Below are 18,986 nucleotides of genomic sequence, written 5' to 3'. Positions count from 1 at the left end.
CGGCGCCGGCTCAGCGGCTGAGGACGCCGACCAGGACCACCGCCAGCGCGAGCAACACGGCCGCGGCGCCGACCAGCCCGGTCACCATCGACATCGGGATGAGCCTGCCGCGATGCTGCGGTCGTCCGGCGGCGCGGGCGGGAGTGCGGTCGGGCACCGCGGCGGCCCGGTGCCGGGCCACCGGCTTGACGACGGACATGCTGATCCTCCTGGTCGGTATCCCGAGACGACCAGGAGACGGGCCCGCGCCGGACCCATGACGCGGAAGCGGTCAGACCGTCGGCAGGACGTGCCCGGCGTACTGCTCGCGCAGGGTCTTCTTGGAGAACTTGCCGACGCTGGTCTTGGGCACCTCGTCGATGAAGACCACGTCGTCGGGCACCTGCCACTTGCCCAGCCGCTCGCCCAGCCAGCCGAGCAGCTCCTCGCGGGTCAGCGTGGCGCCCTCGCGCACCACCACGCAGGCCAGCGGCCGCTCGCCCCACTTCGGGTGCGGCATCGCGATCACGGCGGCCTCCTTGACCGCCGGGTGCCCCATGATCTGGTTCTCCAGGGCGACCGAGCTGATCCACTCGCCGCCCGACTTCACCAGGTCCTTGGTCCGGTCGACGATCCGGATGTATCCCAGCGGCGTGATCGCGGCGACGTCGCCGGTGCGCAGCCAGCCGTCCGGGCTGAAGGAGTCGCCGGGCTCGTCGGTCTTGTAGTACTGCCGGGCGATCCACGGGCCGGCCACCTCCAGGTCGCCGCTGGTCTCGCCGTCCCAGGGCAGCTCCTCGCGGCTGACCGCATCGACGATCCGAGCCTGCACGCCGGGCGCGATCAGACCGGCCGTCGCGAGGGTGTCGACCTCCTCCTCGCGCGTGGTGATCTCGGCGCGCAGCGACGCCACGCTGCCCAGCGGCGACATCTCGGTCATGCCCCATGCCTGCGTGATGGGCACGCCGATCGCGTCGCGCCAGGCCTCCGAAAGGGCCTTCGGTACGGCGGAGCCACCGCAGATCACCGCCCGCAGTGCGGACACGTCGTGCTCCTTGAGCAGCGGCGCGACCCCCATCCAGATCGTCGGCACGCCGGCCGCGACGGTGACCTTCTCCGCCGCCATCAGGTCGACGATGCCCTGTGGCGACAGGTCCGGGCCGGGCATGACCAGCGACGCGCCGCCCATGATCGGGGAGTGGGCGTAGCCCCACCCGTTGGCATGGAAGAGGGGAACCACCGGCAGCACCCGGTCGCGGTCGGTCATCCCGAACACGCTGGAGGTCAGCGAGGCGATGGCATGCAGCCAGTTGGAGCGGTGGGAGTAGACCACGCCCTTGGGGTTGCCCGTGGTGCCGGAGGTGTAGCAGATCCCGGCCGCCTGACGCTCGTCGGTGACCAGCCCGGTCAGGTCGGTCTCCTGTGCGCCGGTCATCAGCTCGGCGTAGGACACCACCCGCGGGTCGTCGGGCAGCGGTGTCGGTGCGCCGTCGTCCATCACCACGACGTGCTTGAGCGTGGTCAGCTGGGGCAGCAGCGGCCCGAGCAGCCCGAGCAGCGAGCGGTCCACGAAGACGGCCTCGTCCTCGGCGTGCTCGAGGGTGTAGACGAGCTGCTCGGGGAAGTAGCGGATGTTGCCGGTGTGCAGCACGCGGCCGGTGCAGGGGACCGAGTAGTAGAGCGCCAGGTGGCGGAAGGTGTTCCACGCGAACGATGCCACCCGCCCGTCGGGGCTGATGCCGAGCGCGTCGAGCGCGCTGGCCTGGCGTCGTACCTCCACCGCGAGGTCGGCGAAGGTCGCCCGCTCGATGCCGGTGGCGGTGCGGGTGACGATCTCGCGGGTCGGGAAGACCCGCTCACCGCGGTCGAGGATGGAGGTGATGGTCAGCGGTGCGTCCTGCATCAGTCCCTGCATGGAACACATCCTGACGGTATGTGGTCCGGGTCACAAGGAGACTCACAGGTCGAGGACCAGCCGCCCGTTCTCCTCGGTGGCGCGCGAGACGCACAGCATCATGTGGCCATCGCGCTCGTACGGCGCCAGGACGTGGTCGTGATGCTCGACGGTGCCCTCCAGCACCCGCACCTTGCAGGTACCGCAGAACCCCTGCTGGCAGGAGTAGGCCTGCTCGGGCCGCACCCGCCGCACCGCGCTGAGTGCGGACTCGGTGGCGCCGACCTCGACCTCGAGACCGGCGCGGGCCAGGCTGAGCAGGAACGGCGTACCCCCGCGCACCGGCGGCGGCGAGAACCGCTCGAAGTGCAGGGAGTCGATCCGCGGCGCGGGGATGATCGCCCGCAACGCCTCGATCATCGGGGCAGGGCCGCAGGTGAAGAGCATCGCGCCTGGCGGAGCGAGGTCGACGATCTCCTGCGCCTTCGGCATCCCCCGCTCGTCGTCGGGCCAGATGTGCACCCGGTCGGGGTGGGCCGCCGTGATCTCGGTGATCTCGTCGATGAACGGCATCGAGGCTCGGCTGCGGCCGGTGTAGACCAGCGTCCACGGGACCCGGTCGAGCCGCGCCGTCCGGCGCAGCATGGGCAGGATCGGCGTGATGCCGATGCCGCCGGCGACGAAGAGGTAGCCCGCCTCGTTGAAGATGAACGGGAACGCGTTGCGCGGGCCCTTGAGGGTCACCCGCTGGCCGATCTCGAGCCCGTGCATCTCGAGCGAGCCACCGCCACCGCCCTGCTCGAGTGGGATCGCGCGTACGGCGACGCGGTAGTGGTGCTGGTCGTCGCGGCGGCCGTTGAGGCTGTACTGCCGCATCCGCCCCGAGGGCAGCACGACGTCGACGTGGGCGCCGGGGAACCACGGCGGCAGCCGCTCGCCGTCCTGGTGGCGGAACGTGATCGCCCGGACACCCTCGGCGACGTCGTGGACATCGCTGACGGTGACGGGCAGGTCGCGATCGACGTGGCCGGCGGGGCGACGCGTCGCCCAGGTGCTCTTCGCCAGCGGGATGAAGAGGTGGTCGACGATGCTGTCGAGCGCGGCCATGGTGCCGTTGAGCCGCTCCGCCGGCGGGACCCGCACGAACGGGGTCCCGGGCAGGTTCGAGGTGGTCACGACACGTCGGTTCCGGCCAGCGCGTCCGCGCGGCGGGCGGCCGGCGACTTCGCGAGGTAGGCGACCGCCTGGGAGGTGTCGCCCTCCTTGGCGGGGTGGTAGAGCGGGGAGAAATACTTCAGCGAGGAGGTGGCGAGCAGCCGCGGACCGGGCACCATGCCCTTGGCGCTGGCCCTCAGCCAGTCGCGGACGCGCGGCTTGGCGGGGCCGTTCACGGTGTCGTGCTCCATCAGATAGCGGACGCCCTGGATCCACATCCAGATCAGCGCGGGGCCACCCACGCCGTAGGCCAGGATGCGGCGGGAGTAGCGGCCGTCGAGGTGACAGAAGACGTCGTAGGCGACCGCACGGTGTTCGACCTCCTCGGCGCCGTGCCAGCGCAGCAGGTCGAGCATCGTCTCGTCCGCACCGGCCGCGTCGAGCGCCGGGCTGTTGAGCACCCAGTTGCCCAGCACGGCGGTGAGGTGCTCGATGGCGGCGACGACGCTGACGCGCATCACCAGCCACTCCTCCTTGGCCTTCCCCTCCAGGCCGCGGTCGCCGAGGATGCGTTGGAACAGCGCGGCCACCTGGGCGACGTACTCCCGGGTGTCCAGGCCGTGCTCGTCGAAGTAGTTCAAGACGCCCTGGTGCGAGGCCGCGTGTACGCCCTCCTGACCGATGAAGCCGATGACGTCCTCGCGCAGCTGTTCGTCCTCGATGAGTGGCAGCGCCTCGGAGAAGACCTTCACGAACCAGCGCTCGCCCTCGGGCAGCAGCAGGTGGAGCACGTTGATCAGGTGCGAGGAGAAGACCTCGCCCGGGATCCACGCCAGCGGCAGACCGGTCCACTCGAAGGCGACGTTGCGGGCATGCAGGGCCACCTTGGTGGGCACGGCTGTCATCTTGCTGAGCACGACGCCAACATACCGCCGGAATGTGACCCGCGCGAGCGATCCCGCCCAACTGCTACTGCGGAGTAGGTTGGCCTCCATGAAGGCCGTCGTCTGTCACCAGGGTGAGCTCTCCGTCGCGGAGGTGCCCGCCCCGTCGCCCGGTCAGGGCCAGCTGCTGCTCGACGTCGTGCGCTGCGGCATCTGCGGCTCCGACCTGCATGCCCGCACCCACAGTGACCAGCTCGCCGACATCGGCGCCGAGATGGACGTGCCCACGCTGATGCGCCCCCAGCACCGGGTCGTGCTGGGTCACGAGATCCTCGGCCGGGTCCGGGAGTACGGCGCCGGCACCCGCCGGGCGTGGAGGCCCGGCCAGCTGGTGGTCACGATGCCGGTGGTGCGCCGCGAGGGCACCGTTCGCATGGTCGGCTTCGACGAGGCCGCGTCCGGCGGCATGGCCGAGCAGGTGGTGGCCCAGGAGGCGTTCACGTTCCCGGTCCCGGACGGTGTCGCCGAGGACAAGGCGGCGTTCACCGAGCCGCTCGCCGTCGCCTGGCACGCCGTGCGCCGTGCCCAGGTCGCCAAGGGCCGGCCCGCCATCGTGATCGGCTGCGGCCCGATCGGGCTGGCGGTCGTCCTGATGCTGAAGGCGGCCGGGGTGAGGAAGGTGATCGCCTCCGACCTCTCCGCGGCACGCCGGGCACTGGCCGCCCGGTGCGGCGCCGACGTGGTGGTGGATCCGCGCGAGGAGTCGCCGTACCGCTCCTACCGGCAGAAGGGCCCGGTCGGCGGTCCGGCGGAGTACGCCAGCTTCGGGATCGACGCCGTCGGCGCGCTGCGCCGGGTGCCACTGCTGCCCTGGGGCCGGCTGATGCGGCTGGCCGACTCGCTGGGGCAGGGGCCGAGCGGGCCGGTGGTCTTCGAGTGCGTCGGCGTGCCCGGGATGCTCGAGGGCATTGTCAAGGAGGTCCCGCTGATGTCGCGGGTGGTGGTGGTCGGCGTGTGCATGGAGCAGGACAGCTTCATGCCGGCGCGGGCGATCATCAAGGAGGTGGAGATCCGGTTCGTCTACGGCTACGACCCGGAGGAGTTCCAGACCACGCTGCAGATGATCGCGTCCGGCGCCGTCGACCCCTCGCCGCTGCACACGGGCACGGTGGGCCTCGACGGGGTGGCGGGTGCCTTCGAGGCGCTGGGGCGCCCCGAGGAGCACGCCAAGATCCTCATCGACCCGACTCGCTGAGGAAGGCCACGATCTTGCCGGCGACGAGCACCGGCTCCTGGGCCACCACCCAGTGGTTGCCGTCGATCTCCTCGAACCGGTAGTCGGTCAGGTACGGCGCCGGCGCCTGCGTCTGCAGCTCGACGGTGACATGGGCGTCCTGGCGTGGCGCGAGCACCAGCGTCGGCACCGTCGAGGTGCGCAGCCGCGGCCGCAGCATCCGGGGCAGGAAGTTGGCCCGGTAGAGCTCGATCCCGTTGACCAGGTCGTGCTCGGGCCGTCGCTCGTGGGTGCGGTGGGCCGGGTCGGTGACGCCGATGTTGGCGCTGTGGTTGACGGCCTTGTCCAGCACACCCGAGCGGGCCGCCGCCTCGGGCAGGAAGGGCAGCTGGAACGCGAACACGTAGTAGGACGCGGCCAGCTGCCTGAGCATCGCGCGGGGGTGGCGGAAGCCGCGGCGCAGCCACACCCCGGCCGCGTCCAGGCTCGGGCCGGAGATGCTCACGTAGGAGCGCAGCAGTGGCGTGAACGCCGGGTCGAGCACCGACTCCCAGGACTGGATGGAGCCCCAGTCGTGGGCGACCAGATGCACGGGCGCATCCGGGCTGGTCGCCTCGATCACCGAGCGCAGGTCCTGCGACAGCAGCGGCAGCGCGTAGCCGCTGGTGGTGGTCGGGGCCTCGCTGGCCCCGTGCCCGCGCACGTCGTACCGCACGACGTGGAAGTCCGCCGCGAGCAGGTCCGCGACGCCGTCCCAGACCGTGTGGTTGTCGGGATAACCGTGCACCAGCACGATCGTCTCGGCGCCCTCGGGCCCCTGCTCGTAGACCGCCAGGTCGAGGCCGTCGGTGCTGCGCACGGTGCGGGTGCGGATCTGGTTCACGGGCCGAACCTACCGTTCATCGGCGGCCACTAGGGTGCGCGACCATGGTCCGGCTGCGCACCGTGCTCCGCGAGTGGGGACGTATCGGCCTGCTCGGCTTCGGCGGCCCGCCGGCGCACATCCGGCTGCTGCGCCAGCTCACCGTGGAGCGACGCGGCTGGGTCTCCGCGGAGGAGTTCGAGGACGCCGTCGCGACCTGCAACCTGCTGCCCGGGCCGTCATCGACGCAGATGTCGATCTACACCGCGTGGCGGGTGGCCGGCACGCCTGGAGCGCTGGTCGGCGGAACCGCCTTCATCGCCCCGGGTGGCGTCGTCATCGTGCTGCTCGCGGTGCTCTTCCTCTCCGGGACGCCGCCGCTGGGGGTGCTCGGCGCGGGCGCTGGCGGTGGTGCGGCGGTCGCCGCCGTGGCGGTCGACGCGGGCTGGTCGCTGGTGCCCTCGTCGTGGGCGCGGGCGGCCTCGCCTACCCGTTGGGTCTGCTACCTGGTGCTCGCCCTGGTCGCCACGCCGCTCGTGGGCGGATGGGTCGTGCTGGTGCTGCTCGGCTGCGGGCTGGCGGAGATGATCGCGCAGCACCCGCCGCGGCGACTCGGGGTGCCGGCACTGGCACTCTTTCCCGGACTGATCGGCTCGGGCGTCGCGGGCACGCTGGTGAGCGTGGCGTGGACCGGCCTCAAGGTCGGCGCGCTGTCCTACGGCGGCGGCTTCGTGGTGATCCCGCTGATGCAGTCCGACGCGGTGTCGCACCACCACTGGATGAGCGGCGCGCAGTTCCTCAACGCGGTCGCACTTGGCCAGGTCACGCCCGGTCCGGTCACGCACACCGTCGGCGTCGTCGGGTACGCCGCGGCCGGGCTGGGCGGTGCGCTGCTCGCCGACGTGCTGGCGTTCGTGCCGTCGTACCTCTTCGTGATCCTCGGCGGTCGCCACTTCGACGCGATCCGCGGCTACCCGCCCGCCCGGGCGCTGCTCGACGGCGCCGGTCCGGCCGCGATCGGGGCGATCCTGGGGTCGTCGATCACGCTCGCCCGGGCGCTGACGCTGTCGTGGCAGTACGGCGTGCTCGCCGGCGCGCTGGTGCTGCTGCTCGTACTGCGCCGGGGCGTGGTGACGACGCTGCTGCTGGCCGCCGCGGTCGGCGTGTTGCTCTACAGGTAGAGGCCGCTGCTGCCCGGGTGCTCGTCGTCCTGGCCCTGGCGTTGGGGTTGGCCGGGCTGCTGGGACTGCTGCGGATGCGGCGCGCCCATCCCCTGCGGAAGCCCGCGCCGGATCTGCTCGAACTGCGCCCGGGCCGCGACCTGCTGGGCGTAGATCGCCGTCTGGATGCCGTGGAAGAGCCCCTCCAGCCAGCCGACCAGCTGGGCCTGCGCGATCCGCAGCTCGCTCTCGGAGGGGGTGTGCTCCTCGTTGAACGGCAGGCTGAGCCGCTCCAGCTCCTCGACCAGCTCGGGCGCCAGGCCCGACTCCAGCTCCTTGATCGACGACTGGTGGATCTCACGGAGCCGGTTGCGCGAGGCCTCGTCCAGCGGGGCGGCCTTCACCTCCTCGAGGAGCTGGCGGATCATCGACCCGATCCGCATCACCTTGGCCGGCTGCTCGACGAGATCGGTGATGTCGCGGTCCTCCTCGGACTGCTCGGGAACGCTCACCGCGACCGGCTGCCCGTCGGGACCGATCACCATCACCTGCTGCTCTTCGGTCATGCTGGCCAGCCTAGCGAGCGGGCCTGCATGCTCGGTCCGAGGTGCCTCAGAGCGCCAACAGCAGCTTCCCGCTGTGCTCGCCGGCCTGCATCCGCCGGTGCGCCTCGACGGCCTGGTCGAGGGGGAGTACGGCGTCGATGACCGGCTTGATCGCTCCCGAGGCGACCAGCGGCCAGACGTGCTCGACGACCGAGGCGCAGATGGCCGACTTGCCGGCGACCGAGCGGGTTCGCAGGGTGGTGCCGATGATGGCGCCCCGCTTGCGCATCAGCGCGTTGATGTCGAGCTCGGCGCGGGTGCCGCCCTGGAGCCCGATGATGACCAGCCGGCCCTGGTCGGCGAGTGCCTCCACGTTGGCGGCCAGGTACTTGGCGCCCATGTTGTCCAAGATGACGTCGACGCCGCGTCCCTCGGTCTGGTCGGCCACGACATCGGCGAAGGACTCCTCGCGGTAGTCGATCACCACGTCCGCGCCGAGGGCCGAGCACAGCGCGCGCTTCTCCGGCGTACCGGCCGTGGTGAAGACCCGCGACCCGAGCGCATGGGCGAGCTGGATCGCGAAGCTACCGATGCCGCCCGCGCCGCCGTGCACGAGAAACGACTCGGTGGTCTGCAGCGCACCCACCATGAAGACGTTGGACCACACCGTGCAGGCCACCTCGGGGAGCGCGGCCGCCTCGACCAGGGAGACGCCGGCCGGGACGGGCATCACCTGCCCGGCGGGTACGGCGACCAGCTCGGCGTACCCGCCTCCGGCCAGCAGCGCGCACACCTCGTCCCCGACCTGCCAGCCGGTGACGTCCGGGCCGAGCGCGGCGACGGTGCCGCTGACCTCCATGCCGAGGATGTCGGAGGCCCCCGGCGGAGGTGGGTAATGGCCCTGCCGCTGCAGCAGATCGGCCCGGTTGAGCCCCGCGGCGGCGACACGGATCAGCACCTCGCCCGCGGCCGGCACGGGGTCGGTGACCGTGCTGAGGGAGAGGACCTCGGGGCCACCCGGCTCGGCGGCGACGACAGCGCGCATGACCCCACCCTAGACAGGCTCGGGTCAGTCATGGCAGGCGTCAGGAGTCGCGCAGGTCCTCCCAGGTGTCGATGTCCTCGTGCTCGCGGCCCTGCGCCAGCACCGGGGTGAGGTCGAGCTGGGCGAGCAGCGCCTTGAGCGGATGGTCGTGCTGGCCCTCGTAGTCGGGCCGCACCTGCTGCAGCCGCGCGGTAGCCAGCGCCAGCGCGAGCTGCCAATGCCCGTCCGGCCCGACCAGTCGGGCGCCGTCGGTGCCGGCGGCGGCGTCCAGCAGCCGCCGCCAGGTGCCGTGGTTCAGGTGCGGCATGTCGACGGCCACCACCCCGACGTACGCCGGCATCCGCTGCAGTGCGTCCAGCCCGGTGAGCATCCCGGCCACCGGGCCGCCGTAGCGCGGGTTCTCGCGCACGAACGTGACCGGCCGCTCCGTCGGCACCGGCGTCCCGACCACGACCACCTCACGCGCGTCGATGACCGCGTCGAGCGCCCACTCCAGCAGTGTCCGCCCGCCCAGTTCGATGCCGGCCTTGTCCACGCCGCCCAGCCGCGACCCACGGCCGCCGGCGAGGATGATGGCCGCCCACGGTTCCAGCACGAGGCACATCCTGACACTCTGGGACCATGACCTGGAGCACCCTCGACATCGCCCTGGTGCAGGAGGCCGCCACTCTCGACCCGGCCGAGAACCGGGCCCGACTGGAGCCGCTGACGCCGACCGGCGCGGATCTGGTCGTCTTCCCGGAGGTCTTCGCCCGCGACTTCGGCAAGGCCGGCTCCGACGTGCGGGAGTACGCCGAGCCCCTCGACGGCCCGTTCGCCACCGAGGTCGGCCGGGTCGCGGCGCAGCGTGGCACCACGATCGTGGCGGGCATGTTCGAGCGCACCGACGATCTGCCCTTCAACACCCTGGTGGTGCGGGGCGCGGTGGAGGCGAGCTACCGCAAGATCCACCTCTACGACTCGTTCGGCTACCGCGAGTCCGAGGCGCTGACCGGTGGGGCACCGACCCCCGTCGTCGTCGACATCGGCGGCGTCCCGATCGGGCTGATGACCTGTTACGACCTGCGCTTCCCCGAGCTCGCCCGGGCACTGGTCGACGCCGGCGCCGAGCTGATCGTCGTACCCGCCGCCTGGGTCGCGGGCCAGCGCAAGGTCGACCACTGGCGCACGCTGCTGCGGGCGCGCGCCATCGAGAACACCGTGTACGTCGCCGCGGCGGCCCAGCCCGCGCCCCGCTACTGCGGCCACTCGATGGTGGTCGACCCGCTCGGCGACGTCCTGGTCGAGGCCGGCGACGGGGCCGAGACGGTGAGCGCCACCATCGGCCGCGAGCGGCTGGACGAGGCCCGCGCCCTCAACCCGTCGCTGGCCAACCGCCGCCTGTAACCTTCGGTCCCATGTCCCGCTCCGCCTCGCGCCGCCGTGTCGCGGAGCCGGAGACCGGGCGGCGCCGGTTCGGCCGACGCCAGCGGACCGTCGTCTGGAGCGTGGTCGTGGCTCTCGGCCTCGGCTGCCTGCTGCTGGCGGCGTTCGGGATCGGGCCGGACGTGCTCGCCCGGGTCGGCGGCGTGACCATCGGCACCGCCTACGTCTATGGACTGGCCGCCCGCACGGGCGGTCGGCCGATCGTCTACAGCCTGCTGACCCTGGTCGTCGGGGTCGGCGTCGCCGTGCTCGACCGGGACCAGCTGCGCACCGGGGCCGCCGTCATGGTCGCCGCCACCGGCGCGGTGCTGGGCGTGATGGGCACGACCCCGGCGGTGCGCTTCACCCGCGCGGTGCGGGAGTGCCTGACCGCGGTCGTGGTCGCCGCGGTCGGGTCGCTGGCGGCGATCGGGTTCGACCCGGTCGTGGTGGTCAGCCGCTACCAGTACGCCGTGCTGCTGCTCGCCCTGGTCGGCGTCTTCGTCCTGGTCTACCGGCTCGGCGCGGGCCTGCACGGGCTCGGCCGACGAGGCGTCGTCACGGTGGCGCTGGGCGCGGTCATCCTCGCCGCGACGCTGCTCTACGCGGAGCTGATTCGGCGCTACGGCACCCCGGGGCTGGTCCGGTCGCTGTTCGACGGGGTGCGCTGGTGCCGGCATCACCTGGGCGGCTACCCGCGTCCGATCGAGGCGTTCCTCGGCGTACCCGCCCTGGTCTGGGGCACCCACATGCGCGCCCGTCGCCGCCAGGGCTGGTGGGTTTGCGCGTTCGGGGTGGCCGCGACCGCGCCCATCGCTGCCACGCTCGGCAACCCGGAGGTGTCGGTCGGGGAGGCCCTGGTCACCGCCGGCTACAGCGTCGTGGTGGGCCTCGTCATCGGGTACGTCGTCATCCGCATCGATCTGTATCTCACCGGCTCGCCCGCCCGCGGCACCCGGGTCGCGCGAGCCGACCGGCCGGCCACGGGCCCGGGCCGGCGGGCGGCGCGCGAGGCGGAGGAGGCGGCCGCCGTACGCCCCGAGCCGGCGCGCACCCAGGCACTGCTCTAGCCCGACGTGCTTTACCGAGAGGTAGGGCATAGCCTCGCGGCATGCCTCGTCAGACCGCCAGCAGCATCACCGCCGAGATGGTCGCCAACGTGCTGAGCGTGAGCGTGGCGGCCGGCGACACGGTGGCGGCCGGCGACATCGTCGTCCTGTTGGAGTCGATGAAGATGGAGATTCCCGTCCTCGCCGAGACGGCGGGCGTGGTGAGCGCCGTCAAGGTGGCCCCCGGCGACGTCGTCCAGGAGGGCGACGTGCTGGTCGAGCTCAACGGCTGACAGCGGGTCGGCGCCGGTTCCACGGCCAGGTGATCAGCGCCCAGAAGCCGGCGATCAGCACCACCTCGCCGCCCACGTACCACGGCCAGGGGCCGAGCAGGTCCAGCGCCGAGTGCGTCACCGGTTTGGCGTTGAGGTAGTCGTAGTTGCTGCCCAAGGCCCGGTTGAGCACCATCGCCAGGCCTGTCACCACCACCGTCACGGCCACGACGACCCGGTAGTCGCGCCACGACGGTCCTACCCGCGCGCCGACCAGATACACCGCCGCCCAGGGCGGTGCCAGATGGCGGAGCCAGTAGCCGAAGAACTGCACCTGCGGGAAGACATGGTCCAGGTCGGGGGTGAGCACGCCCTGGACGCACAGCGTCAGGCCCCAGTAGTAGAGCAGCGCCGACCAGGTGCGGGACCGCGTGGTGAGCGCGACGCCGGCGACCAGCCAGCCGAAGTCGCAGATCTGCACCGGGAGCGCCGTACGCCAGTGCCCGACGGCGTGCAGCCAGTCGAACACCTCGAAGGGGCCGCATGCGAGGAGGATGAGCGCTCCCGCGACCTGGCCCACCCAGGCCTCGGTGCGCGGCTGCGCCCGCAGCCGGGAGCCGGCGAGGGCGGCGGCGAGGCACCCCAACCCGAAGAGGCCCAGCACGAGGAGGTGTTGCGGCCCGAAGACGATGAACCTGTCATCCGTGAGCGGATGCACTCCTCCATGGTGGCAGCCGCGTCAGCAGAGGGGGCGGGATTCGAACCCGCGGTGGGTCTCCCCACGACCGCTTTCAAGGCGGTTCCGATCGGCCACTCCGGCACCCCTCCCGGGCCCGGCGAGCCGGGCACACCCGAGGAGTCTAGGGGAGTCGGCTGGTCACTCCTCCCCGCCCAGCTCGAGCTCGACCGCGTCGTACACCAGGTCGTTGATCCGCTGCACATGGCGGCCGATGTCGCCGATCAGCCGACGCAGGTCCTGGCGCAGGGCCTCCGGGTCGGGGGAGACCAGCGCGGTGTCGGCCAGCTCTGCGAGTCGGGCGATCAGCTGGCCTCGTTCGCGGAACGCCTGGCCGCCGCGCGCGGCGAGCCAGCCGTCGGCGGCCGTCGGGTTCTCGTCGACCAGCGCGTCGCGTACGGCGGCCAACCGCTGCCGCAGCGACCAGCGCCAGTTGCCCAGCGGCACCCCGGGGCGCGGCGGCACGATCGCCTGCTCGAGTCCGCGCAGGGCCTCCACCATCCCGGAGCTGAGGGTCGCCATGGCACGAGTGTGACCCGGCTCACGTCCAGGAACAAGCGAATGCGGGATCCGGCGCGATATTGGGGACAATCGGGACATGACGTACTACCGCCTGGCGCCGGCCGTGGTCGCGCGGATCCTCGGACTCGCGCTGGTGGGGCTGGCCGTGATCGCTTTCGTGACCACGATCGTGGTCGCCGTGGCGCACGGGTCGATCGACATCGTGATCGGGATCGTGCTGCTGGGCGCCCTGGTGGTGCTCGGCGCCACGTGGTGGTTGCGCAGCCGTGCCTGGGTGGTGCGTTGCGGCGAGGAGGGGTACGCCGTCCGGCTGGTCCGTGGCGCCGGCGTACGCCGGGCCGCCTGGACCGACGTGGCGGACGCGGTCACCACCACGACCCGCGGCATCCCGTGCCTGGTCCTGCGCCTCCACGACGGTGGCACCACCTCCATCCCGGTCCCGCTGCTGGCGATCGACCGTGAGGAGTTCGTCCGGCAGATGCAGCGCCATCTCGGCGCCGGACAGCGGGTGCGGCCGCTGCAGTGACCCCAGATTGGGCGCGGCACCGCACGGCCTTGTAACCTGTGCGGGCTGATGAGGAGATGTCGCCTAGTCAGGTCTATGGCGCCCGCCTGCTAAGCGGGTTTGGGGCTACAACCCCATCGAGGGTTCAAATCCCTCCATCTCCGCAGCGACGAGGCCCGAGCCGGACGGCTCGGGCCTCGTGTCGATTGCGCCGGTTCAGCCCCCGCGTCGTCGCTTCTAGGCTGACCTTGCACGTTTTTGCACTGCACAAAAGTGAGGCAAGGCGACCCTCCCGCACAGGCGGCCTCGGCAGGCAGACTAGGACCAAGGAAAACTGGGCCGCCAGGGCCTGAGACAAGGACGGTCTCTCATGAGCATGATCCGCAAGATCGCCATCGTCGTCGCCACGGCTGCCATCGGCGTCGGCGTCGTCGGGTTCACCGCGCCGGCACACGCCGACCTGACCTGGGGTTACAGCATCCACAAGGCAGCGCGCTAGCTACAGAGACGGCGGCCGGAGTCCCCTCCCCCACCTTTCCGCCGCCGTACTTTCGAGAAGGGCAGTGATCAGCCAGATCACTGCCCTTCGTGCGTCGTCTCCCCGGTGATGTTCCGTCGGCCGAGCAGATAGCCGAGCTGGAAGCGGGTATCCGCCTCGAACTCCTCCTTCAGGTCGGCCACGTAGGCGGCGTAGGTGCGTGAGCTGACGCCGAGCCGCTTGGCCGCCACCGGGTCGGCATGCCCCTCGATGAGCATCCGGATGGTCATGGCGCGCTGCTCGCCGGCGATCCGCTTGGCGATGTCGTCGCCGGTGGCGGTGAACGGTCGGGCGCGCTCCCAGGAGCGGTGGAAGACGTCGACGAGATAGGCCACCACCGTCGGCTCGCGCACGGCGAGGGCCACGCCGAGGTCGTCCGGGCTGGGGATGATCGCGATCCGGCGGTCCACGACGATGAGCCGATTGAAGAACTCGTCCAGGGTGCGGACCTCGGCGCCGAGCTCGGTGACCGCGGCGGCGTACCGCTGCGTGGCGGTGCTCCGTCGCGCCGCGTGCTGGTAGAGCGTGCGCACCCGGACGCCGCGGTCGAGCAGCCGCCGCTCCCACTCGACGGTCTCCTTCAGCGCCCCGCCAAGGTCGCGTCCGGTCTGCGGCTGGGCGGTGAGGACCTCCTCGGTGGCCTCGGCCGCGAGCCCGAAGATGTAGGGCGCGATGGCCGGTCCGCGCAGGTAGGTGAACGGCCCGCTGCTGAACGTGGTCGCGCCGCGCCGCCACAGTTGCCCCAGCGCGGCGAAGTCGTGGGCGAGCCGGGTCGACTCCTCCAGCAGCCGGGCGCCCTCGAGGCTGAGCGGGGCGATCACCCGCGCCTGCGCGGTGTTCGGGTCGTCGGGCAGCCAGCGGTCCTCGTCCGGGTCGTGATGGAGCAGCCCGAGAGACACCAACAGGTCGAACGCCGCGCGGTGACTGCCGCGCGCCCGGATCCGCGGGTCGTTCGCGGCCAGGCCGCCCTCGGCGACGGCGGCACCGTAGAGCTCGGTGCCCGCCCCCTCCAGCAACGCACGATCGACCGACCCGTCCACCACGGCGCCGATGATCCCACAGTGGCCTGGATTAGGGCTGTGCATTCCGCGTCCGCTATCCTCGTTCAGTCCGCGAGGACAAGCGGCTGTAGCTCAGCTGGATAGAGCATCTGACTACGGATCAGAAGGTCTGGGGTTCGAATCCCTACAGCCGCGCAGTGTGATCTCGCAAGAGATACCGGACAGGCCGGGCCCCTAACTGGGGTCTGGCCTTCTGTGTTTTGTGGGTTTGGGTCCGGGTGGTCGGCCTAGTGGCTGGTAGTCGCGGGTGGGGTCGATGGTGAGCTCGCGAAGGAGCTCTCCGGTGGCGGCGTTGACGACGCGGACGTGGAGGTCGTCGACGATCTTGATGACGGGGGTTCGCCGGTGTTCGGCGCCTATGCCGGTGTGGTGCATGCGGCCGTTCAGCCGAAGGCTGAGCTTGCCGTCCTTGTCGACGCTGTCATGCAGCACTCGGTGGTGGACGTCGCTGCTGCGGTCGGTGCTGGGTGTGGCTTTCGGCCGTGCCGTGTAGGCGGTCGCCGGGGTTGAGCGGTGTGGCAGGGATCGGTGCGGGCGGCGGTGGTTGTACTCCGCGACGAAGGCGTCGATGAGTGTCTGCAGTCCGGCGATGGTGGCCGGCTGGGGTGAGTGGGCGGTGAGCCACTTCTTCATGGTCTGTTGGAACCGTTCCACTTTTCCGGTGGTGGTCGGATGGTTCGGCCGAGTGTTCTTCTGGACGATGTCGAGCCTGCGTAGCTCGGATTCGAGGCCGTTTCTGCCGCCGCGTCCGCCTGAGAACCGGGTGGTGTAGACCATGCCGTTGTCGGTGAGTACTGAGGCTGGGTAGCCGTGTTGGCCTGCGGCTTCGCGGAAGGTCGCGAGGGTGATGGGGCCGTTGATGCGGTGGTGCGCGGTGACGTGCAGGGCGTAGCGGGAGTGGTCGTCGAGCCAGGTGATGACCTCGACTCCTTTGGGGAATGTCTTGGTGTCGGTCAGTGGGTAGTGGGTGAAGTCCGATTGCCAGGTCTCGTTCGGCATGGCTGCCTGGAAGCGGATGTAGGAGCTCTTGGGTCGTTTCTTCGGACTCGGCTCGACCAGGCCGTGGCGGGTCAGGGTTCGGGAGATGGTGGCGACCGAGGTCTTGATCTGGTGGTGGTGTTCGAGGTGCCAGGTGATGGTGTCGGGGCCGGCGTCGAGGCCTGCTTCGGTGAGTTTCTTGCGTAGCTCGATGATCAACTCGATGGTGCGGAGGCTGATCGCGGTGGGGCTGGTGTGTGGGCGTCGGGAGCGGGGCTCGAACGCGGCCTGCCCCTCGGCTTTGTAGCGGGCGAGGAGTTCATAGACCCATGACTTCGAGACGCCGTAGTCGGTGACGACGTCGGCGACGGTGCGGCCCTCGAGCTCGACGGCGGTGATGACCAAACGGGCCTTCGACATGCCCGCATGCTTCTCGCCGGTGTCATGACACCGTGGTTGCTCTGTCCGGGATGTCTTGCGAGATCAGTCCGGGATGTCCTGAAGGAACACACCTACAGCCGCGCAGACCAGGAGCCCGTGCCGGAAGGCACGGGCTCCTGTCGTTCCGGCCGCCGCCCTCGGGGACCGAGTGGGCCGCGGTCAGTGCGCGTCCTCCCTGAAGCGGGCGGCCTGTGTGAACCAGTAGAGCGCGGCCAACGGTGGCAGGACGATCAGCGCCGCGCAGCCGACCGCTACGAGGAGTCCGACCAGGGTGGCGTGCGCGCCTGCGGCGTCGTTGATGCGGACCTGGTCCACCAGCAGCCACGGGTACTGACCGATGCCCCAACCCGAGATCACGGTGGCCACGGCGATCAGCGCAAAGATCCGGGCGACCGCGAACCGGTGCCGCCACAGCAGCGCCAGCGTGACGAGCCCGGCGATGCCCGAGACGACGATGACTGGGGCGGCCTGGTGCTCGAGTCCGTGCGCCAGGGTCGGCGCGTCGTGCTGGATGGGCACGAGGGCGGCGAACACGATCAGGCCGGTGACGACGCCCACCGCGAGGGTACGGCGACGCAGGGTCGCGACCAGGCCGCGATGCCCGGTGCGCTCGGCGTCGGCGCACAGGAAGGTCCCGGCGAGGAAGGCACAGGTGCCGACCGCGATCACGCCACCGAAGACGGAGGTCGGGTTGAGCCAGGACGTCACCCGATCGCCGTACCCGTCGGCGGGCACGCGGCCCGAGGCGATCGCACCGGCCACGGTGCCGAGGAAGAACGGCGTGATCAGGGACGAGCCGGCGAAGACGGCGCCGTACAACCGGGCCTGGCCGATCGAGGGGGCGTACTTGCGGAAGGCGAAGGCGGCGCCGCGCAGCACGATGCCGGCCAAGGCCAGGACGAGGGGCACGAACAGCGTGGTCGTGACGGCGGCGAAGGTGGCAGGGAAGCCCGTCCACCAGGTGACCAGGCAGAAGATCAGCCAGACGTGGTTCGCCTCCCAGACGGGGCCGATGCTGTGGTCGACCAGGCTGCGGGTCTCCGCGCCCCGGGCGGCACCGCCGGCGGTGAGGTCGAAGAACCCGGAGCCGAAGTCGGCGCCGCCGAAGAGGGCATAGGCCAAGACGCCGACGAACAGGGCGGCCGCGACCGCGATCTGAAGGGTCACCGGGCCGCCTCCTCACGGTCGGGGCCGTAGGGACTGGGCAGCTCCTCCTCGCCGGCCCGCCACCGCCGGGCCATGGACCGGAGTACGACGTAGGCGCCGATGGTCATGCCGAGGTAGACGACCGCGACCCCCGAGAAGACCCACCACAGGCCGGGATTGTCGCCGGCGGCGTCCACGGTGCGCAGGATGCCGTAGACCGTCCAGGGCTGTCGACCGACCTCGGTGGCCACCCAGCCGCACTCGAGGGCGAGGATGGCGATCGGGCCGGCCGCGACCAGGCAGGCCAGCGCCCAGCGGTGCCGGGTCAGGTCGTGCCCGCGCCAGCGAGCGATCCAGAAGACGACCACGGCCACCGCCACCAGGGTGCCGATCCCGACCATGGCCTGGAAGGCGACGTGGGTGGTGTTGACCGGCGGCAGGTCGGAGGCCGGAAAGGTGTCGAGCCCGCGAACCGGCTTGTGGAAGGAGCCGCGCGCGATGAACGAGCCCCACTTCGGGATCGACAGGTAGCCCACGGCCCGACCGTCGATCAGCAGTCCGCCCAGATGCAGGGGGGCGGGGTTCTCGGTGGTGGTGTCGAGCTCGAAGGCGGCCAGCTTGGCCGGCTGGATGGAACCCAGCGCCATCCCGAGGACGTGGCCGACCACGGGCTGGATGATCGCGGCGACCGACGCGAACGTCAGCGGAACCATCAGCCCGAGCCGGTGGTGGGCGTCGCGGCGCCCGCGCAGCATCCCGGCGGCGTACACCGCCGCGACGACGAAGCCGACGAGCATGTAGGCGCCCAGCCACATGTGGGCGAACTGCAGGAAGGACCGTGGGTTGAACATCGCATGCCAGGGGTGCACGTCGGTCACCCGCCCGTCGGCGGTGAGGGTGAAGCCGGTGGGCATGTTCATCCAGGCGTTGACGGAGATGACGCAGTAGCTGCCGAAGACGCCGGCACCCATCATGGGCGCCAGCATCCACAGGTGCAGCCGGGGCGGGAGCCGGTCCCAGCCGTAGAGGTAGATGCCCAGGAAGATCGCCTCGGTGAAGAACGACAGCCCCTCGAACGCGAACGGCAGCCCGAGTACGTCGCCGAAGCGGCCCATCAGTCCGGGCCACAGCAGCCCCATCTCGAAGCTGAGCACCGTGCCGGAGACGGCGCCGATGGCGAACAGCACGGCGGCGACCTTCGACCAGCGCTTCGCCAGGCGCAGCGCGGTAGCGTCGCCGCGCAGGCCCCGGCGGTGCACCACGAAGATCATGGCCGGGAAGGCGACGCCGAAGGCGGCCAGGATGATGTGCCAGCCCAGCGACAGGGCCATCTGCTCGCGCGCGGGCAGCAGCCCGGCCGGCTCGGCGACCAGTGTCAGCACGCTCGACTCCCAGCTTCGATCGGTGAGTCCTCGGTACCCCGCGGAGTCCTCAGTGCACCTATGGCAGCAGTCCGAGCCGTGCCGCGAGCTTGTCCAGATGGGCGAGTACGGCGGCGGGTTCGGTGTCGGGCACGCCCCAGATCAGCTCGTCGGCCACGGCCCATTCGGCGAGGTCGTCGGGGGTGGGCCGCCTG

At 71.3% G+C, this 18,986-nt stretch carries 21 protein-coding genes and 3 tRNA genes; 9 read left to right on the top strand and 15 right to left on the bottom strand.

Annotated elements, in window-relative coordinates; translation table 11 throughout:
* Window positions 1–10: 10 nt before the first annotated feature.
* The 4 genes from VHA72_RS01735 to VHA72_RS01720 form a co-directional block, all read right to left on the bottom strand.
* Window positions 11–199 carry a hypothetical protein gene (locus tag VHA72_RS01735; protein WP_325572720.1) on the bottom strand — a complete coding sequence of 63 codons (189 nt, stop codon included), beginning with the start codon at window positions 197–199 and terminating at the stop codon, window positions 11–13.
* Between the two features lie 72 nt (window positions 200–271).
* Complete coding sequence (locus VHA72_RS01730; protein ID WP_325572719.1) at window positions 272–1,894, bottom strand: long-chain fatty acid--CoA ligase; 1,623 nt, start codon at window positions 1,892–1,894, stop codon at window positions 272–274.
* Between the two features lie 42 nt (window positions 1,895–1,936).
* Window positions 1,937–3,049, bottom strand: a complete 1,113-nt coding sequence (locus VHA72_RS01725) for a PDR/VanB family oxidoreductase (RefSeq protein WP_325572718.1) — start codon at window positions 3,047–3,049, stop codon at window positions 1,937–1,939.
* Window positions 3,046–3,945 (bottom strand): metal-dependent hydrolase, encoded by a 900-nt coding sequence (locus tag VHA72_RS01720; RefSeq protein ID WP_325572717.1) that lies wholly within the window; start codon window positions 3,943–3,945, stop codon window positions 3,046–3,048. The genes VHA72_RS01725 and VHA72_RS01720 overlap by 4 nt, the downstream gene beginning before the upstream one ends.
* Window positions 3,946–4,021: 76 nt before the next feature.
* Here VHA72_RS01720 and VHA72_RS01715 point away from each other — a divergent pair, with 76 nt between their 5' ends.
* Window positions 4,022–5,167 carry a zinc-binding dehydrogenase gene (locus tag VHA72_RS01715; RefSeq protein ID WP_325572716.1) on the top strand — a complete coding sequence of 382 codons (1,146 nt, stop codon included), beginning with the start codon at window positions 4,022–4,024 and terminating at the stop codon, window positions 5,165–5,167.
* Here the strand turns inward: VHA72_RS01715 and VHA72_RS01710 are convergent.
* Window positions 5,148–6,029, bottom strand: coding sequence for an alpha/beta fold hydrolase (locus VHA72_RS01710; protein ID WP_325572715.1), 882 nt, complete (start codon window positions 6,027–6,029; stop codon window positions 5,148–5,150). The genes VHA72_RS01715 and VHA72_RS01710 overlap by 20 nt on opposite strands.
* A gap of 44 nt (window positions 6,030–6,073) precedes the next feature.
* Between VHA72_RS01710 and chrA the strand changes: the two genes are divergently transcribed.
* Window positions 6,074–7,189: a chromate efflux transporter gene (gene chrA, locus VHA72_RS01705; RefSeq protein WP_325572714.1), complete on the top strand. Its 1,116-nt coding sequence runs from the start codon at window positions 6,074–6,076 to the stop codon at window positions 7,187–7,189.
* Here chrA and VHA72_RS01700 read toward each other — a convergent pair.
* From VHA72_RS01700 to mobA, 3 genes are read right to left on the bottom strand one after another with little or no spacing between them, the layout of a single operon-like run.
* Entirely contained in the window at window positions 7,180–7,734 is a 555-nt protein-coding gene (locus VHA72_RS01700) for a bacterial proteasome activator family protein (RefSeq protein WP_325572713.1), read from the bottom strand. The two genes, chrA and VHA72_RS01700, sit on opposite strands and share 10 nt — an antisense overlap.
* Before the next feature lie 46 nt (window positions 7,735–7,780).
* Window positions 7,781–8,758: an NAD(P)H-quinone oxidoreductase gene (locus VHA72_RS01695; protein WP_325572712.1), complete on the bottom strand. Its 978-nt coding sequence runs from the start codon at window positions 8,756–8,758 to the stop codon at window positions 7,781–7,783.
* Window positions 8,759–8,798: 40 nt separating this feature from the next.
* On the bottom strand, window positions 8,799–9,362 hold the full coding sequence (gene mobA, locus VHA72_RS01690) for a molybdenum cofactor guanylyltransferase (protein ID WP_325572711.1): 564 nt from the start codon (window positions 9,360–9,362) through the stop codon (window positions 8,799–8,801).
* Window positions 9,363–9,379: 17 nt separating this feature from the next.
* Here mobA and VHA72_RS01685 point away from each other — a divergent pair, with 17 nt between their 5' ends.
* Genes VHA72_RS01685 through VHA72_RS01675 form a run of 3 tightly spaced genes read left to right on the top strand, consistent with a single transcriptional unit; the run spans window position 9,380 to window position 11,504 of the window.
* Window positions 9,380–10,144 carry a carbon-nitrogen hydrolase family protein gene (locus VHA72_RS01685; RefSeq protein WP_325572710.1) on the top strand — a complete coding sequence of 255 codons (765 nt, stop codon included), beginning with the start codon at window positions 9,380–9,382 and terminating at the stop codon, window positions 10,142–10,144.
* Between the two features lie 11 nt (window positions 10,145–10,155).
* The gene (locus VHA72_RS01680; RefSeq protein ID WP_325572709.1) at window positions 10,156–11,232 is read left to right on the top strand and encodes a hypothetical protein; all 1,077 of its coding nucleotides are present in this window, start codon (window positions 10,156–10,158) and stop codon (window positions 11,230–11,232) included.
* A gap of 41 nt (window positions 11,233–11,273) precedes the next feature.
* Window positions 11,274–11,504 (top strand): biotin/lipoyl-binding carrier protein, encoded by a 231-nt coding sequence (locus VHA72_RS01675; protein WP_325572708.1) that lies wholly within the window; start codon window positions 11,274–11,276, stop codon window positions 11,502–11,504.
* Here the strand turns inward: VHA72_RS01675 and VHA72_RS01670 are convergent.
* From VHA72_RS01670 to VHA72_RS01660, 3 genes are all read right to left on the bottom strand, one after another.
* Window positions 11,494–12,201, bottom strand: coding sequence for a YwaF family protein (locus VHA72_RS01670; RefSeq protein WP_325572707.1), 708 nt, complete (start codon window positions 12,199–12,201; stop codon window positions 11,494–11,496). The genes VHA72_RS01675 and VHA72_RS01670 overlap by 11 nt on opposite strands.
* A 25-nt stretch (window positions 12,202–12,226) precedes the next feature.
* A tRNA-Ser gene (locus VHA72_RS01665) sits at window positions 12,227–12,311 on the bottom strand.
* Window positions 12,312–12,360: 49 nt separating this feature from the next.
* Window positions 12,361–12,741: a hypothetical protein gene (locus VHA72_RS01660; protein WP_325572706.1), complete on the bottom strand. Its 381-nt coding sequence runs from the start codon at window positions 12,739–12,741 to the stop codon at window positions 12,361–12,363.
* A 76-nt stretch (window positions 12,742–12,817) separates the two neighbouring features.
* On the opposite strand from VHA72_RS01660, the gene VHA72_RS01655 reads away from it, so the two are divergent.
* From VHA72_RS01655 to VHA72_RS01645, 3 genes are all read left to right on the top strand, one after another.
* Window positions 12,818–13,267 carry a hypothetical protein gene (locus VHA72_RS01655; RefSeq protein ID WP_325572705.1) on the top strand — a complete coding sequence of 150 codons (450 nt, stop codon included), beginning with the start codon at window positions 12,818–12,820 and terminating at the stop codon, window positions 13,265–13,267.
* A gap of 52 nt (window positions 13,268–13,319) precedes the next feature.
* Window positions 13,320–13,410 (top strand) — tRNA-Ser (locus VHA72_RS01650).
* A gap of 206 nt (window positions 13,411–13,616) precedes the next feature.
* Window positions 13,617–13,745 carry a hypothetical protein gene (locus VHA72_RS01645; protein ID WP_325572704.1) on the top strand — a complete coding sequence of 43 codons (129 nt, stop codon included), beginning with the start codon at window positions 13,617–13,619 and terminating at the stop codon, window positions 13,743–13,745.
* A 77-nt stretch (window positions 13,746–13,822) separates the two neighbouring features.
* Here VHA72_RS01645 and VHA72_RS01640 read toward each other — a convergent pair whose 3' ends face one another.
* On the bottom strand, window positions 13,823–14,827 hold the full coding sequence (locus VHA72_RS01640; RefSeq protein ID WP_325572703.1) for a LuxR family transcriptional regulator: 1,005 nt from the start codon (window positions 14,825–14,827) through the stop codon (window positions 13,823–13,825).
* A 79-nt stretch (window positions 14,828–14,906) separates the two neighbouring features.
* Between VHA72_RS01640 and VHA72_RS01635 the strand changes: the two genes are divergently transcribed.
* Window positions 14,907–14,980 (top strand) — tRNA-Arg (locus tag VHA72_RS01635).
* A 39-nt stretch (window positions 14,981–15,019) separates the two neighbouring features.
* Here the strand turns inward: VHA72_RS01635 and VHA72_RS01630 are convergent.
* The 3 genes from VHA72_RS01630 to VHA72_RS01620 form a co-directional block, all read right to left on the bottom strand.
* Window positions 15,020–16,243 carry an IS481 family transposase gene (locus VHA72_RS01630; RefSeq protein ID WP_325572702.1) on the bottom strand — a complete coding sequence of 408 codons (1,224 nt, stop codon included), beginning with the start codon at window positions 16,241–16,243 and terminating at the stop codon, window positions 15,020–15,022.
* A 180-nt stretch (window positions 16,244–16,423) separates the two neighbouring features.
* Window positions 16,424–17,431 (bottom strand): cytochrome d ubiquinol oxidase subunit II, encoded by a 1,008-nt coding sequence (locus VHA72_RS01625; RefSeq protein ID WP_325572701.1) that lies wholly within the window; start codon window positions 17,429–17,431, stop codon window positions 16,424–16,426.
* Window positions 17,428–18,792: a cytochrome ubiquinol oxidase subunit I gene (locus tag VHA72_RS01620; RefSeq protein WP_325572700.1), complete on the bottom strand. Its 1,365-nt coding sequence runs from the start codon at window positions 18,790–18,792 to the stop codon at window positions 17,428–17,430. The genes VHA72_RS01625 and VHA72_RS01620 overlap by 4 nt, the downstream gene beginning before the upstream one ends.
* Window positions 18,793–18,986: the final 194 nt, after the last annotated feature.

Origin of the sequence: Nocardioides sp. (assembly GCF_035547795.1) — a bacterium.
Taxonomy (GTDB): domain Bacteria; phylum Actinomycetota; class Actinomycetes; order Propionibacteriales; family Nocardioidaceae; genus Nocardioides.
The sequence above is the reverse complement of the archived record's forward strand: the minus strand, read 5'-3'. Positions and strand labels throughout refer to the sequence as shown.

Excerpts from the sequence above, each read along its gene's own strand:
- mobA (WP_325572711.1), bottom strand. The coding sequence starts at position 9,362 with ATGTGCCTCGTGCTGGAACCGTGGGCGGCCATCATCCTCGCCGGCGGC.
- VHA72_RS01735 (WP_325572720.1), bottom strand. The coding sequence starts at position 199 with ATGTCCGTCGTCAAGCCGGTGGCCCGGCACCGGGCCGCCGCGGTGCCC.
- VHA72_RS01730 (WP_325572719.1), bottom strand. The coding sequence starts at position 1,894 with ATGCAGGGACTGATGCAGGACGCACCGCTGACCATCACCTCCATCCTC.
- VHA72_RS01655 (WP_325572705.1), top strand. The coding sequence starts at position 12,818 with ATGACGTACTACCGCCTGGCGCCGGCCGTGGTCGCGCGGATCCTCGGA.
- VHA72_RS01685 (WP_325572710.1), top strand. The coding sequence starts at position 9,380 with ATGACCTGGAGCACCCTCGACATCGCCCTGGTGCAGGAGGCCGCCACT.
- VHA72_RS01630 (WP_325572702.1), bottom strand. The coding sequence starts at position 16,243 with ATGTCGAAGGCCCGTTTGGTCATCACCGCCGTCGAGCTCGAGGGCCGC.
- VHA72_RS01660 (WP_325572706.1), bottom strand. The coding sequence starts at position 12,741 with ATGGCGACCCTCAGCTCCGGGATGGTGGAGGCCCTGCGCGGACTCGAG.
- VHA72_RS01700 (WP_325572713.1), bottom strand. The coding sequence starts at position 7,734 with ATGACCGAAGAGCAGCAGGTGATGGTGATCGGTCCCGACGGGCAGCCG.
- VHA72_RS01715 (WP_325572716.1), top strand. The coding sequence starts at position 4,022 with ATGAAGGCCGTCGTCTGTCACCAGGGTGAGCTCTCCGTCGCGGAGGTG.
- VHA72_RS01675 (WP_325572708.1), top strand. The coding sequence starts at position 11,274 with ATGCCTCGTCAGACCGCCAGCAGCATCACCGCCGAGATGGTCGCCAAC.
- VHA72_RS01645 (WP_325572704.1), top strand. The coding sequence starts at position 13,617 with ATGAGCATGATCCGCAAGATCGCCATCGTCGTCGCCACGGCTGCCATC.
- VHA72_RS01695 (WP_325572712.1), bottom strand. The coding sequence starts at position 8,758 with ATGCGCGCTGTCGTCGCCGCCGAGCCGGGTGGCCCCGAGGTCCTCTCC.
- chrA (WP_325572714.1), top strand. The coding sequence starts at position 6,074 with ATGGTCCGGCTGCGCACCGTGCTCCGCGAGTGGGGACGTATCGGCCTG.
- VHA72_RS01680 (WP_325572709.1), top strand. The coding sequence starts at position 10,156 with ATGTCCCGCTCCGCCTCGCGCCGCCGTGTCGCGGAGCCGGAGACCGGG.